Source organism: Natronorubrum aibiense, from assembly GCF_009392895.1.
Taxonomy (GTDB): Archaea; Halobacteriota; Halobacteria; order Halobacteriales; family Natrialbaceae; genus Natronorubrum; species Natronorubrum aibiense.
Map to the genome: position 1 here is coordinate 211,359 of NZ_CP045488.1, position 14,650 is coordinate 226,008.

Annotated in this window: 12 protein-coding genes; 3 read left to right on the plus strand and 9 right to left on the minus strand. The window is 64.5% G+C overall.

Features of this window, described 5'->3' with window-relative positions; translation table 11 throughout:
* Positions 1-86: 86 nt before the first annotated feature.
* Positions 87-569: a universal stress protein gene (locus GCU68_RS01135; RefSeq protein ID WP_152938641.1), complete on the plus strand. Its 483-nt coding sequence runs from the start codon at positions 87-89 to the stop codon at positions 567-569.
* A gap of 94 nt (positions 570-663) precedes the next feature.
* On the opposite strand, the gene GCU68_RS01140 is transcribed toward GCU68_RS01135, so the two are convergent.
* From GCU68_RS01140 to GCU68_RS01150, 3 genes are all read right to left on the minus strand, one after another.
* Positions 664-1,602, minus strand: coding sequence for a biotin--[acetyl-CoA-carboxylase] ligase (locus GCU68_RS01140; protein WP_152938642.1), 939 nt, complete (start codon positions 1,600-1,602; stop codon positions 664-666).
* 76 nt (positions 1,603-1,678) lie between these two features.
* Positions 1,679-2,818, minus strand: coding sequence for an acyl-CoA dehydrogenase family protein (locus GCU68_RS01145; protein WP_152938643.1), 1,140 nt, complete (start codon positions 2,816-2,818; stop codon positions 1,679-1,681).
* A 95-nt stretch (positions 2,819-2,913) separates the two neighbouring features.
* The gene (locus tag GCU68_RS01150; RefSeq protein WP_152938644.1) at positions 2,914-3,894 is read right to left on the minus strand and encodes a tyrosine--tRNA ligase; all 981 of its coding nucleotides are present in this window, start codon (positions 3,892-3,894) and stop codon (positions 2,914-2,916) included.
* 167 nt (positions 3,895-4,061) lie between these two features.
* Here GCU68_RS01150 and GCU68_RS01155 point away from each other — a divergent pair, with 167 nt between their 5' ends.
* Positions 4,062-4,718: a hypothetical protein gene (locus GCU68_RS01155; RefSeq protein ID WP_152938645.1), complete on the plus strand. Its 657-nt coding sequence runs from the start codon at positions 4,062-4,064 to the stop codon at positions 4,716-4,718.
* A gap of 36 nt (positions 4,719-4,754) precedes the next feature.
* Here GCU68_RS01155 and GCU68_RS01160 read toward each other — a convergent pair whose 3' ends face one another.
* The 6 genes from GCU68_RS01160 to GCU68_RS01190 form a co-directional block, all read right to left on the minus strand.
* Positions 4,755-5,534, minus strand: a complete 780-nt coding sequence (locus tag GCU68_RS01160; protein ID WP_152938646.1) for a 4-phosphopantoate--beta-alanine ligase — start codon at positions 5,532-5,534, stop codon at positions 4,755-4,757.
* A 398-nt stretch (positions 5,535-5,932) separates the two neighbouring features.
* Entirely contained in the window at positions 5,933-8,827 is a 2,895-nt protein-coding gene (locus tag GCU68_RS01170) for a DUF1508 domain-containing protein (protein WP_152938647.1), read from the minus strand.
* 330 nt (positions 8,828-9,157) lie between these two features.
* Positions 9,158-9,991 carry a pantoate kinase gene (locus GCU68_RS01175; protein ID WP_152938648.1) on the minus strand — a complete coding sequence of 278 codons (834 nt, stop codon included), beginning with the start codon at positions 9,989-9,991 and terminating at the stop codon, positions 9,158-9,160.
* A 61-nt stretch (positions 9,992-10,052) separates the two neighbouring features.
* Complete coding sequence (locus GCU68_RS01180) at positions 10,053-10,838, minus strand: hypothetical protein (RefSeq protein ID WP_152938649.1); 786 nt, start codon at positions 10,836-10,838, stop codon at positions 10,053-10,055.
* Positions 10,839-10,988: 150 nt separating this feature from the next.
* Positions 10,989-12,293, minus strand: coding sequence for an aspartate--tRNA(Asn) ligase (gene aspS, locus GCU68_RS01185; protein WP_152938650.1), 1,305 nt, complete (start codon positions 12,291-12,293; stop codon positions 10,989-10,991).
* Between the two features lie 154 nt (positions 12,294-12,447).
* The gene (locus tag GCU68_RS01190) at positions 12,448-13,794 is read right to left on the minus strand and encodes a cytochrome P450 (protein WP_152938651.1); all 1,347 of its coding nucleotides are present in this window, start codon (positions 13,792-13,794) and stop codon (positions 12,448-12,450) included.
* A gap of 154 nt (positions 13,795-13,948) precedes the next feature.
* Between GCU68_RS01190 and GCU68_RS01195 the strand changes: the two genes are divergently transcribed.
* Complete coding sequence (locus tag GCU68_RS01195; RefSeq protein WP_152938652.1) at positions 13,949-14,629, plus strand: helix-turn-helix domain-containing protein; 681 nt, start codon at positions 13,949-13,951, stop codon at positions 14,627-14,629.
* The last annotated feature ends 21 nt before the right edge of the window (positions 14,630-14,650 follow it).

The window sequence follows — 14,650 nt, forward strand, 5'->3', positions numbered from 1 at the left end:
GAAGCGCTTTTATCAGTCGAACTGACGGGTCGACGGAGCCACAGCAACGCTATTATATTTGTATGCCGTACGCTACCACGAATCGAATGTACGACTGTATCCTCGTTCCGACCGACGGCTCGCCGGACGTCGAGCGCGCCCTCGAGCACGCGTTCAAGCTGGCCCGTGAACACGATGCAGTGATCCGGGCGCTCTACGTCGTCAACGTCTCCGGCTACGGGGGGCTCCCAATGGAAAGCGCGCTCGAGGGGATCAGTAGCGTGCTTCGAGAGGAAGGCGAGGCAGCCCTCGATCGGGTCGAGGAGCTCGCACCCGAGGACGTCACGGTCGAAACGGCGATTCTCGAGGGATCTCCGAGTCGTGTCATCGTCGAGCAGGCCCAGCCCGACCGGTGTGACCTCGTCGTTATGGGGACCCACGGACGTGGCGGGATCGATCGACTTCTCCTCGGCAGCGTCACCGAGCGCGTCGTCCGGCAGGCACCGGTGCCGGTGTTGACGGTCCACGTCAATCCGGACGACCGTGGAACGCAACCAGACCAGACGGATCACCGCGTCGCCCCCGAGTAGCGACCCGGGCCGACCGTTCAGATCCCCTGTCCCGATGTCCCGCCGATCACGAGCGGGTTCGGTGACCGGCGATCAGTGACGACAGCAGTCCGTCTCAGACGGGGCGAAGGTGTTCACAGTCGCCCGCCGAGACCGTTTGCTCGCCGTCCTCTGTGGCGACCACAAGCGCACCGGCGTCCGTGACGTCGACCGCCTCGCCGACGATGTCGCCCGCGGTTCGATCGATCCGAACCCGCTGGCCGAGCGTCAGCGCGAGGTCGCGCCAGGCCGGCACGACCGACTCGAGGGCGTTCCGATAGGCGTCGAACTCCTCTAGGACTCGCTGGACGAACAGCCGTCGGTCGACGTCGCCCGCTTCGTCGCGGATCGTCGTCGCGCCTTCGGGGAGGCTGTCGGCGTCGATGTTCGCGTTGATCCCCATACCGACGGCGATCCACTCCACGCGGTCCGTTTCGCCCTCCATCTCCGTGAGAATCCCTGCGAGCTTCCGGTAGTCGCCGTCCTCGCCGACCGGGATGACCACGTCGTTTGGCCACTTGATCCGGGCGTCGACGCCGGCTTCGCGGATCGCTCGCGCCATCGCGACCGACGCTGCGAGCGTATACAGCGGCGCTTGCGCCGGCGTAATCTCCGGGCGGGTAAGGACGCTGACCCAGACGCCACCCGAGGGAGCCGACCACGCGCGCTCGAGTCGCCCTCGGCCGCCGGTCTGCTCGTCCGCGAGAACGGCCACATCCGCCTCGCCTTCGGTTGCCAGTTCGCGCGCTCGAGCGTTCGTGCTTCCGATCGAGTCGTGGTACTCGACCGAAAACGGGGCCTCGAGTCCGTACTCGACGGTGGGGCCGGTGTAGGCCGTCACGTCGACCAGTTCGTAGCCGGTTGGCCCGCTCTCGATCTCGAAGCCAGCGTCGCGAAGCCCGTCGATCTGCTTCCAGATCGCCGCTCGAGAGACGTCCAGTGACTCGGCTAGCTCCGGTCCCGAGACCGGCCCGTCCGCGAGCGCCTCGAGGATCGACCGCTGCGTCTCGTTCATGCCCTCGAAAGGGGGGCGCTCGTACTTGAATCGGCGGGATCGTCGCCGACAGATCGATAAAGAACCTGTGCGACTGCTAGAGGAGTTGGTCGGCGATGATGTTCTTCTGAATCTCGCTCGTTCCGTCGTAAATCTTCGTGATCCGTGCATCTCGATAGAACCGTTCGACCGGATGGTCGGAGACGTAGCCCGCGCCCCCGTGAACCTGCAGTGCGTCGTCGGTGACCTCGACGGCGCGTTCGCTCGCGAAGAGTTTCGCCATCGAGGCCAGTCTCGTCGCCTGATCGCCGTCGCCCGACTCGAGGCTCGCCGCCGCTCGATACGCAAGCGATCGCGCCGCTTCGACGGTCGTGGCCATCTCGGCGATCGTGTGCTGGATGGCCTGAAACTCCGCGATCGGTCGATCGAACTGCTCGCGCTCGCTCGCGTACGAGATGGCTTCCTCGAGGGCGGCCTGTGTCACCCCAGTTGCCTGCGCGGCGACGTCGACTCGAGCGGGGGCAAAAAAGTCCATCAGCTGGTAGAAGCCACGGTCGACCTCGCCGACGACGTTTTCGGCGGGGACTCGAAGATCGTCGAAGACGATCTCGGCGGTGTCCTGGGCTTTGATCCCTAACTTGTTCGTGATGGGCGTCGCCTCGTAGCCGTCGACGTCGGTTGGAGTGAGAAAGGCGGTGATCCCGCTGTGGTCCGCCTCGGGCGAGGTCTTGGCCATGACGATCGCAACGTCCGCGACGGTGCCGTTCGTGATCCACATCTTCTGGCCGTTGATGACCCACTCGTCGCCATCGCGGGTGGCTCGCGTCTCCATTCCGGCCACGTTCGATCCGTGTGCCGGCTCCGAGATGCCGGTCGCAATGGGTGTCTCGCCCGCCGTCACCTTCGGCAGCCACGCCTCGCACATCCACTCGTCGCCGTACTCGAGAAGCATTCCAGTGCCGAAGTCGGCCGCAGAGATCGAGCCGCCGACGCCGGGATCGGCCCGCCACAGTTCCTCGGTCACGATCGCCGTCGCGATCGCGTCCATGTCCGCACCGCCGTATTCAGTCGGGACGTGGGGTGCGACGAAGTCGAGATCAGCTGCCTCAGTAAGCAAGGCCGCCGGATACTGCTGTTCGCGTTCGTACTCGGCGGCGATCGGTCGGATCTCCTCGCTGCCGAACGCACGGACCGCGTCGCGGATCGCCTCGTGCTCTGCAGTGAGTTGGTAGGACATATCACGATACTCGAGTGCCACCATCGTCAACGCATCGACGGGATTCGCCACGGGGTAAGTGGAACAAAGAGACGGCTGGGGACTCGCTGTATCGTTCAGTTACGCAGTTCGCGCAGCTTCTCGCGGCCCGGCGCGATCAGTTCGTCGAGGTAGGTCGCGAGCGTCCCCTTCGCGTCGGCGGGGTGGAGTTCGCCGGACTCGAGGTCGTCGGCCAACGTCTCGTAGGCCTCGTAGGTGAGATCGCCGCCGTATTTCTCGGGCCGTTCGACGACGATCTCGTCGAAGCGCGGGAAGACGTGGTACTCGAACAGTTCGAGGACCGGGTTCTCGAGATCGCCCTCGGGGTCGCGCGTCGGCGGACAAAAGGCCGAGTTGACTTTCTCCTCGAGTTCCGCTGTCGAGTCCTCCATCGAGATCGTCACGCCCTCGCTCGAGGACATCTTCCCCTCGCCGGTGGTGAGGTCGGCGACGATGGGGGTGTGCAGACAGGGTCGAACCTCGTAGTCGAGCTCCGGGAGCTTTTCGCGGGCGAGCATGTGGACCTTGCGCTGGTCAAGCCCGCCGACGGCGAGATCGAGATCGAGATATTCGATGTCCAGCGTCTGCATCAGCGGGTAGACGAGGTGGCTGACTTTCGCCGTCTCGTCGCCCTGCAGTTCGGCCATCGCGCGCTGGGCGCGATTCATCGTCGTCGACAGCTCGAGTTCGTGCAGATCGAGCGTGTAGTCCTCCTCGAGTTGGAACTCGGAGCCGTAGACGAACTCGGTGGCGTCCTCCTCGAGGCCGTAGGCGATGAACTGGGCTTTCATCTGTTCAGCGGTCTCGCGGATCTCCTCGAAGCTTCCCTTTCCGTTCAGGTAGGCGTGGACGTCCGCGAGCAAGACGACGACATCCAGACCCGCCTCCTGAAGGTCGATGAGTTTGTTCGCCGTCAGCAGGTGACCGAGATGGAGCACGCCGGATGGTTCGTAGCCGACGTAGACGCGCTTGCCCTCGGGATCGGCGGCAAGGTCGCGTACCTCCTCGTCGGTGACGACCTCCTCGGCGTTTCGCATAATCAGGTCGTACGTGTCCATGTGTGGACTGAAACCGGAGCAGGAATTTATAGTCGATGAAAGACTCTCGAGCGAGCGCCCCAAGACGCGACGTCGGTCGGCGGCGATCACGTCGCACCCTTCGTACGCTCCCGTGGCGATTGCCGGCCGAATCGATTTGTGGATCGGTCCTGTACGGTTTCGGCCACATGGGTTATCGGGAGGACGTCGTCAACGCCGTCCGTCGAAGCGTGATTCCCCAACTGCACTACGTGCTGCAGGGCAGTTTCGACGGTTACGCCGTCAGCCACACCACGGCCGAGGAGTACGTGCTGACCGCACACTGTTCGGAGGCCCGCCTCGAAACGCTCCTCGAGAACCGTGGCTTTTCGCGCAACCCCATCGCCTCGCTGAAAGTTCGGCTGGACGGCAACACCGCCGAGGGCTCGTGGGTCTGGCGGGAGTCGCCACTCGCCGACCATCAACTCCACGTCGTCCTCCACGAACTCGAGGCCGCCGACAAAGTCGACGTCTACGCCCACTGGGAGTGTTCCTGGATTCGCCACCCCTACAACCACTACGTCGCACGCGGCTACGACGCCGAGACGGGTGTCGAACTGGCCCGACGCTGGCTGATCGCCGACGATGGATTGGGCCTCGAGGGAACCAACGAGATCGACTACGAGATCGACAGCTCGCTCACTCGCAAAGCAAGCGAGTATCTCTCGGTATCGTACTACCGGGTCGAAGAACGCGTCGCCACACTCAAATCACGGCTGCCCGTCATCGACGGTGACAGGGCAGAGATTATCGACCGCGACGGAAAGCGAGACGCCGTCTCACCGACGATCACCGACGAGTTTTGATGACACAGTCGGCTGTCGACTCGGATCGAAATCGAGTTACAACTCGCCCGACCGAATCCGGTTTTCGGCCTGCTCGAGTGCCACCTCACGGTCGAACGCCTCGATGATCGCGAGCAACTCCGACTCGTCTGCGTCGGCCAGTTCCTTCGCGTGCTCGGTCATGTTCGGTACGGCACGGATGATGTTGTCGACGATCGGGACGTCGGCGACCTGTGGCGACCGCGAGAGCGGGTTGAGGTCGATGACGAGCTCGGTTTTGTCCATCTCGTTCAACGCCTCCGCGCGGTCGCCGTCCTCGAGGGGCACGAGCACGACGTCGGCCGTGTAGATACCGTCCTCGTCGACCTTCGCGCGCTGGTGGTCCAAGTTCGGAATCCGCGCGTCGGCCTCGAGTCCCTTCACGTCCGTCGCGCCGTGCTCGCGGAGGTGAGCCGCGATGGCTTCGATTCGCTTGGGCGTGCGATTGAACAGGTTGATCTCGAGGTCCGCACCGGTCGCCTCCGCGAGATCGACCATCTCGCCGGGAACCAGCGCCGCCACGTTGCCGTTGATCGAGAGCACTGGGTGGTCGGCCAACAGGAGGTGGGCTGCAGCTGCGCGTTCGGCGTCGTCCGCGCTGGGGATCGTTGTCTCGCCCAGCAGGTAGTCGAAGGCGCTTCCACGGCCCTCAGCGTGCATCCCCTGCAGGTGAGTGATGCCCTTCTCGACCCCCTTCTCGATGCGGTGGCGCGTGAGCAGGTCCTGGTATCTGGGATGATCCTCCGGAATCTCCTCTTCGTGTTCGACGTCGGCGGAGACGGTGTCGTAATCGGTCACGATCGATCACTGGCTTCGGTCGATAAAAAACGGCCCGATCGTTCGGTGTGAGGGTCCCGCTGGAGGGAGCCCCCTGTAGACGGAGCGACGGAATCGCCCTATCGCCGGATGTTCTATAAATACACGATAGCGTTCGTGAGTGGATATTCTACGATCTCGAGACACCAACGAGTATGGACACCGAGAGCCGTAACAGGGAACCCGCGCCAGCGAGCGACGAACTCGAGCCGGACGACAGCCAGTATGCTGCTCATCTCGAGCGCAGAGTACCCGCCCGAAACTGATTTCGAACTGCTGGCACACGCAATCGACCCGGACCGTCCCCGTTGAGTCGGGGACTGTCTCGAGACGGCACAACAGACGCAAAATCGGTGAACGGCTCGAATCGAGGTCGAGCCTTATTCAGTGAACGTGATCCAGCCGTCGGGAGCCTGCGATTTCACGTCGTTCATCGCTTCCCGAGCCTTCGTTCGACTCTCGTAGGTCTGTGTGCTTTCGGCCATCGTCGAGCCGTGTTCGTCGACCAGCCGCCACACCCAGCCGTTCTCTGCAGTGTGGAGTTCGAAGGAGACGCTATCGATCTCGAGAATGCTCGCGTCTTCGATCAGGGTCCGTACGTCCTCGAGGGCGGCGCGTGCGGTCTCGCTCGAGTCGTGGGTTTCGGTGCCGGTGGCAACCGTCTGCCTGTCTTCGTCGATGAGCCGCCAGCGCCAGCGGTCCTCGTCGTCCGCGATCAGTTCGAACGAGGCGACGTCGAAGTCCACTCGGCCGGCCATCGGCGCAAGCTGGCGCACGTCCTCGATGGTCGAGCGCACGGCGTCTTTCGATGGGACGGCTTCGGCCGCGCTCGCGATTACCTCGCGGTCGCGGTCGACGAGTTCCCACGTCCAGCCGTCACTGTTGTCCAGCCGGATTACCGCGTCCTCGATCGCGAAAATCGGCGCATCGACTGCGTGTGCCTGCAGCGTCTCGACGGCGGTCACCCCAGTGTTGCGGTCGGCGTAGGAGACGGTCGAGTCGGCGATCTCCTCGCGGTCACGATCGAGCAGCCGCCAGTGCCAGTCGCCGCTTTCGTACAGTTGCACGGTGACGTCGCCGATGGTGTGACTGGACGCGCGAGCGGCCGACTCGCGAACGCCATCGAGACTCTCTAAGAGTTCGTCCCGCGTCGGGTGTGCCGTGGCGTCGTCCGCGACGAGGTCGCCCGACGGGAGCACGAACCGCCAGTGCCAGTCGTCGTCGGCGTACGTCTGGAACACCGCTCGATCCATCGTCCGAACGTCGGCGTCGAGATGCTCGAGCAGCCGATTCATCGCCTGTCGGGCGGCCCCGCGAGTCGGATGGGTCTCGGGACCTTCGGCGACGAGTTGGCCGCCCTCGTCGATGAGTCGCCAGCCCCAGCCGTCGTCTTCGTCGACGAAGAGCTCAAACGCGGCCGTCTCGATCTCGAGGAGTTCGGCGTCGGGGGCTTGCTCTTTGAGCGTCATCATCGCTTCCGCGGCCTCCCCGCGAGAAGTGTGTTCTGCGCCGCTGTCGGCCAAGACGTTGCCGTCCTCGTCGATCAGTCGCCAGCGCCACTCGCCGGAGTCGGCCTCGTAGACCTGAAACGCCGCGTGTTCGAACTCGATGAGTTCGGCTTCGCTGGCTTGCTCGCGGACCCGCCGAATCGCCTCGGTCGCCGTATCGGCGTCGGGGTGGGGCTCGGTGCTCGCGGCGACAACCTCGCGGTCGTCGGTGACGAGACGCCAGTGCCAGTCGGGACCGGGTTCGTCGTCGTACTCGAGCGTGGTACCGCCGTCGGGTTTCGCTGCAGGCTCGTCGGCCGCCACCGGCAGGTCGTCGTCCGGTCCGGCGGCCGCTGTTGCGGCGTGGTCGTCCGGGTAGACCTCGTACTCCGCATCCTCGATTTCGACGACGTCGGCCTCGAGGGCGTGGTCGGCGAACTGCTCGGCACTGCGCTCGACGGGCGCGGCTGCTGTCAGCTCTCGGGGGCTTCGTGCGACGACGTGCTCAGCCTCGTCGACGAGCCGCCAGCGCCGCTTGTCGCCCGCGTCGTACAGTTCGTAGGCCGGGTCGCCGGCAACGGTCACCGACGCTGTCTCGAGAGCCGGGAGCAACGCCTCGACGGCGGCCTCGGCATCGCGACGACTGTCGAACGTCGCCGAGCAGGCGGCAACGGCGTCGTCACGGTCGTCGACGAGTCGCCACGTCCAGCTGTCGGCGTGGTCGACGAGTTCGACACCGACGTGTTCGACGTCGAGCAAGCGCGCGCGGCCGAACCGGTCGACGAACTGGTGGGCGGCGTCCTCGGCCAGCGCCTGCGTTTCGTGACCCGTCTCGCTTCCGGCCAGCGGAGTTCGGTCGTCATCGATCAGTTGCCAGTACCACCGGTCGCGGTCCTCAGCGTACGTGAAGGCGGCACCGTCGATTTCGATGATGTCCGCGTCGGGGCCTCGATCTTTCAGAAAGCTCACCGACGCTTCGGCGTCGTCACGTGCGGAAAATTCGCCGGTGCTGGCACCCACGACGCTGCCGTCGTCGCGGGCGAGGGTCCACTGCCACGTACCGTCGCGATCCTCGTAGAGTCGGAACGCGGAGGTGGTCAACTCCATCAGCCCGGCGGAACTGATCTGGGATTGGACGCGTTCGATGCTCTGTGTCGCGTCGGGTCGGGTGACGGCGCTCTCGGTGCTTGCCGCGAGCGCCTCGAGGTGTAAGACGTGCCACTGCCAATCGCCGTGTTCGTCGCGGAAGACGGCAAACTGTGCCCCCTCTATGGCATCGCCCGTCAGAATAGCCGGGTCGTCGGTTGCACCTTCTTCGTCGACGAACATCCCTTTCCGACCCGTCAGAATCGGGACGAGAGCGGTGACGCCCGCGATGAGTCCGACGCCGAGCGTATACACGGTGATGACCTGCACGCTGTAGTCGACGCCGAGTTCCCGCCAGTTGTACGGATACGCCCAGCCGAAAAAGACGACACCAGAGAGCGCAACGACCAGCCCAAGAACACTCGCATAAATCCCGATCCTGCGAACTGGCAACATCAATACGATCCCGAACAGACAGAGCGCGAGTCCCGCCGCCGCTGTCACCCCTGAGCCCCTGATTAGCGTATAGGAGTCTGCACTCCCCGCATAGCCGACGACGAATACGGCCACTCCTGCCGCACCCAGGATGTAGCCGACGATAAACACCCAGTAGCCGTAGACGTCCGTGCTCGAGTCGGGCTCGCCGACGTAGTGTTCGTACAGTCGAAACAGTTTGTGGTGAATTTCACTTATTGAGGACATTCGTGAACTTGACTCGATAACTGAAATACACCATAATAAACCTCTGGCCACAGTACAAATTCTAGATATATTCGTTAAACTATGGCCGATCGGTAGCGAAGACTAATCGAGTGACGACGGCCAGTTATCCTCCTGCTGTGGTTTCGCCGCTCGAAACATGACTCGCTCGAGACAGGGTAGCGCCGCTGCATCCGGACGATCAACCGATCGCGCCGAGCGGCACGGACAGTCGAGAGTCGGGTGGTCGATGACGAGACGATGTCTCACGACGCAGTCCGGTGGTACGGAACCGAACCGATCGGATACTCGAGAAGAGTCGAGGAGCGTAATTTACTTCAACATCGCACCCGCCGGATGGGTCGCACAGACGGTCGGCTCGTAGCCGGCGTCCGACAGGCCCGTTCCGAGGGCGAAGACGGTCTCGCCGAGCATCGCCATCGAGGCCTGACCCCCGACCTCCGAGACGTCGTTGATCGTCTCCGCAACCTGCTCGGTCAACAGCCCTGCCTCGCGGGCGAACAGCCGCGAGGCGTACATGAACGACAGCAGCGTCGGCTCCTCGACGACGCGGGACAGTGCTTGTTTCCCGGCTGCCGACAACTGGTCGGTCTCCCCCGAGAGGACGTCCGCCGTCGACAGTTCACCGAACGAGACGTACTCCACGCGCGCTCGCTCGGGGATCGCATCGAGTTTGTTCTCCTGTGGCCCGCCGGGCTCGAGTCGGATCGGGACGCCGCCGTGGGCCTGCGCGACCACGTCACCCAGCCCGGTTCCGGCCTGTACTTCAGCTCCGTGGGCGATTGTGACGAGTTCGTTGCGCGAGAGCTTGCGTTCGAACACGCGGTTGGCCGCGAGCGCGGTGCCAAGCGCCATCGCGCCCGAGACGCCGAAGCCGGAGCCGAGCGGAATCTCGGATTCGGCCTCGACGCGGGCTGGCGTCTCGAGCGTCTCGAGGACGGTTCTGACGGGATCGATCTCGAGTTCCTCGCCGTCGAGGACGATCGTCGACTCGCCCTCGGGTGCGGGTGTGACCGTTACGTCGACGCCGTCGGTGAGCGTTAGCCCCGCACCGCGAGAGCCGGCTTTCGTCGGATCCTCGGCTGAGTGGGCGCTGAAAAAGCCCGTGATATGCCCCGGTACGAACGCGGTCGCCTCCTCACGCATTAGGGATGCTTGCGACCGCGGCGATATAACAGTGAAGATTCGCCACAGTTTCGACTGACTGTCACCGATACGATCCCTGCTCCGCCTCGAGATCGCCGGAGACGGCGATCCAGTCCGCTTGCGGGCCGGTGAGCTCGACGGCGAGTTCGTCCGTGTACCAGTTGCTGCTCCAGCCGCCGACCCACCACGAGTTCTCGCCGCGGTTGGTAACGCGGATCGAAACCTCGGTGGACGGATCAGCGTCGTACTCGGCGTAGACGACGCTCGTGTACTCGAGACAGCGGTCCATCCCGTCGAGACACGCCGTCTCGGTCGCGTCGGCGCGTGGCTCGAGCACCGGCTCGGTACCGACTGGGTCGCGCGTCTCGATGGGGTCGTCGCTCTCGAGACGGAGGTGTAGTTCGTACTGCTCGCGCTCGCTGACGAACATATCGGGATCGTTCGGATCGTACTCCTCGGCCGTGATCGGCTCTGTCCGACCCAACTCGCCGTCTTCGACGACCCGGTAGTACTCGGGCTCGACGACGAACTCGTCGACGGCCACCTCGAGCATCGGGCCGCGGTCGGTCTCGACGAGTCGACTCGAGAACGCCTCGGGCTGGGCATAGTAGTCGCCGTCTTCGAGCGCGCCCGCGACGGATACCTCGCCGTCGGCGGCCGGCACCGGGACGAGAATCGTCGCGTTCGTCAACGTCCCGTTCGTCGACACCTCGACGTCGTAGCTGTACTCGCTCGTATAGCTGTCCTCTGCGAGCGAGTCGGAGAGGAGGGCGAGCCCACCGATGACGAGCGCGGCGACGACGACCACTGCCACAAGTCCAATGATGATTGTGCGTTTGTCTCTCATCGTGTTCCTCGAGCGGACGATCCTCGCAAGCCGAGACACCGACCACTAACGGTCGATACGAGCGGGGGACTGGTAGCGGTATCGGACCGTTCCCCAATCGTGAAAATACGTCGTTGCTGACTGACTCGAGTCGTCACCCAGCGACCTCGCCTACGGCGAGAGTCGCTGTCGGTCTCTCGGGAACAACACAGCCTCTCGGATGTTGTCCAGTCCGAGAATCGTCATGATCAGGCGCTCGCCACCGAGGCCGAAGCCGGCGTGGGGCGGCATGCCGTATTTGAACATCTTCGTGTAGTACTCGAACTGCTCGGGATCGAGCCCCTGCTGTTCGAAGCCTTCGATGAGCTTCTCGTGGCGATGCTCGCGCTGGCCGCCGGAGACGAGTTCCATCCGCGGGTGCATCAGGTCGAAGCCCGTCGAGAGCTGGTCGTCGTCGTCATGGTCTTTGATGTAGAACGGCTTGATCTCGCTCGGCCAGTCGGTGATGAAGTAGTGGCCGCCGACGTCGTCGCCGAGTGCCTTCTCGCCCTCGGTCGGCAGGTCGTCGCCCCAGACGAGTTGCTCGTCGAGTTCGCCTGTCGCGTTGATGCGCTCGATGGCCTCCTCGTAGCTGATGCGTGGGAACGCCTCCTCGGGCACCTCGAACTCGTCTTCGAGGCCGAGCGCCTCGAGTTCGTCGCTGCAGTTCTCGGCGATGGCTTCGTAGGCGGCTTTGACGACGCCTTCGACGACGTCCATCGCGTCGTTCTGGTCGCAGAACGCGCCCTCGAAGTCGATCGAGGTCGCCTCGTTCAGGTGTCGCGGCGTGTTGTGCTCTTCGGCGCGGAAGATCGGGCCGATCTCGAAGACGCGCTCGACGTTCGAGCCGGCGATCAGCTGCTTGAACAGCTGTGGCGACTGGTTCATGAAGGCCTCCTCGCCGAAGTATGTGATCGGGAAGAGTTCGGTGCCGCCTTCGGTCCCCGTGGCGACGATCTTCGGCGTGGTGATCTCCGTACACTCGAACTCGCGGAACCGCTCGCGGACGGCACGCAGGATCTCCGAGCGGATCTCGAAGATGGCCTGCACGTCGTCCTTACGGAGGTCGAGCGTGCGGTTGTCGAGTCGCGTCGAGAGGTCGGCGTCGACCTTCCCCGAGGGGTCGAGCGGTAGTTCGGGGTCTGCGGGGGCGACGACTTCGACGCTCTCGGGCGTGATCTCGACGCCCGTCGGCGCGCGTGGCTCCTCTTCGACGGCACCCGAGACCGACACGACGCTCTCTCGAGAGACGCCGAGACCGGTTTCGACGAGCTCCTCGTCCATCTCGTCTTTCTCGAACTTGATCTGGATCTTGCCCGTGCTGTCTCGGAGAATCAAGAAGGCGATGCCGCCGAGGTCGCGGATCTCGTGCACCCAGCCAGCGACGGTTACGTCGTCGCCCGGCTCGGCGTCGGCAGTATGGATTCTGTCCTGCATACCACCCGATTCCCGTCGCCGGAACTTAAGCGCAATCGTTCTGTGCCGGCCGAGTGCGCTCGAGACCGATTGCTGACGTGACGCGAAAAGAACTCGAGGGAGTGACTGGTCGACGAACGGGCCGTGAGCCGTAGGCCATGGCTGTCCAGCGGTTTCAGCGCTCGTGGACCGTCATCGGAATCTCGTGTTTCGGGCGCGCGGTGATCGTCGCCATCAAATCGAGGTCCGTCCCGGGGACGAGTTCGAGGTGATAATTCTGGTAGATCGTCGCGAGCATGAGCCGTGCCTCGAGCATCGCGAAGCGGTCGCCGATACACCGGCGCGGCCCCGCCGCGAACGGGAAGTAAGCGAGTTTCGGGAGGTCGGACTCCATCTCGTCGGTCCAGCGCTCGGGCCGGAACGCGAGCGGGTCGTCGTACCAGCGCGGATCGCGGTGGACCACCCACTGGTGCATTCGAACCGTCGATCCCGGCTGAATCTCGTAGCCACCGATGACGTCCGGCTTGACCGGTTCGCGGACGATCCCCGGCACCGGCGGGTAGAGGCGCATCGATTCTTTGACCACCCGCTCCGTGTACGTCAGCTCCGAGAGGTCCGCCATCGTCGGCGTCCGGCCGCCGAGCACGTCCTCGAGTTCCTCGACGAGTCGCTGCTCGGCGGTCGGGTTCGTCGCGAGGAGATACGCCGTAAACGTCAGCGCGAGCGCCGTCGTCTCGTGGCCGGCGAGCAACAGCGTCACGACCTCGTCTCTGATCTGCTCGTCCGAGAGCGTGGCCCCCTCCTCGTCGCTCACCTCGAGGAGTTTCGAGATGACGTCTCGGTCGGTCGGGTTCGCCCGTCGTTGCTCGATCAGGCGGTAGACGACGGCGTCGAGCTCCTCGCGTGCGCGCTGGATTCGCCGTCGGGACGGCGTCGGAATCGTCGGCGGGAGGACCAGATGCGAGAGGCTCTCGCTCGCCAGCATGAACTCCTCGAGCGCGTCGCCGACAGTGTCGACGGCGTCGTCGATGTCGACGCCGAACAGCGCCCGGGCGACGATCCTCAGCGTAATCTCCATCATGTCCTCGTGGAACAGCCGGGTCTGGCCGTCGTCCCACTCCTCGAGCCCCGCTTCGGTGAACTCGGTCATCATCGAGGCGTACTCCTGGATTCGGTCGGGGTGGAACGCGGGCTGGATGAGGTGGCGATTGCGTCGCCAGACCGCGCCTTCGCTGTTCAGGATGCCGTTGCCCGTGACCGGTCCGAGAATGGTCTGAAACCGTTCGCCTTTGACGTAGTGCTGGTTGTTCTGGACGAGTACCTGCTCGATGTAGTCGGGATGGTTGAGCTGGTAGACCGGGCCGCCCGGATCCTCCCACTGGGCGATGTCGCCGTACTCTCGGGCCGTGTTCGTCATGAAGCCGTACGGATCGCGGAGGAAGGCGAGTTGGTTGCCGACGATCGGCAGCCCACTGGGACCTGGCGGCTGCTCGTTGCGGATCGCGGGGGTGTCACTGCTCATTACTACTCGTTCCGAGGGACGCGAGCCACCTATGTCTACGGCCGAGCATCCTCGGCACCCTTAACTGCGACCCGACCCCGTCTCCCGACGTGCACGCACACTCGAGCGAACGGGCACGAACCCCACCGCCGCACGCGCGACTCGGGGTGTCGAGATGAGAGCCGCAACGGTGACGCTCTCGTGGAACAGGGGCCGCGACAACCCGATTCCCGACGTCTTCGGTGCCGACGACGCGGTTTCCCTCGAAGAAATCCGCTACGTCAATCCCATCCACAACGGCCGGTACGTCGAACTGCTCGACCTGCGCGGCGACCTCGAGCGGGCGCGGACGCTGCTCGAGGATTCGCCCGACGCGATCGAATACGACCTCGTGGGTGAGGGGCATCGAGGCGTCGCCTACGTTCAGTGGCGCACCGTCGGGCTCGTCGGCGACCTCCTCTCGATCCTCGACCAGCGCGAGATCGTCGTCGACTGGCCGATCACGGCCGTCGAAACCGAGACCGATCGCGGTCTCGAGTTGACGGTGGTCGGGACGAGCTGGGCGATCGAACAGGCGGCCACAGATCTTCCCGACGGCGTCACCCTCGAACTCCACCGACTCGGCAGCTACCGCCCACAGGCAGATCGACAGTTTGCGACGCTCACCGAGCGCCAACGAGCGGTCTTCGAGCTGGCGCTCGCGGAGGGCTACTACGAGGTGCCGCGGGAGACGACACAGCGCGACCTCGCCGAACAACTCGACTGCGCAACGGGGACCGTCGCCGAACACCTCCAGCGCATCGAATCGGCGTTCGCGAGCGCCTACGCCGCGTCGATCCAGTCACAGGGTCGCTGACCCGAACGACGACGGCTCGAC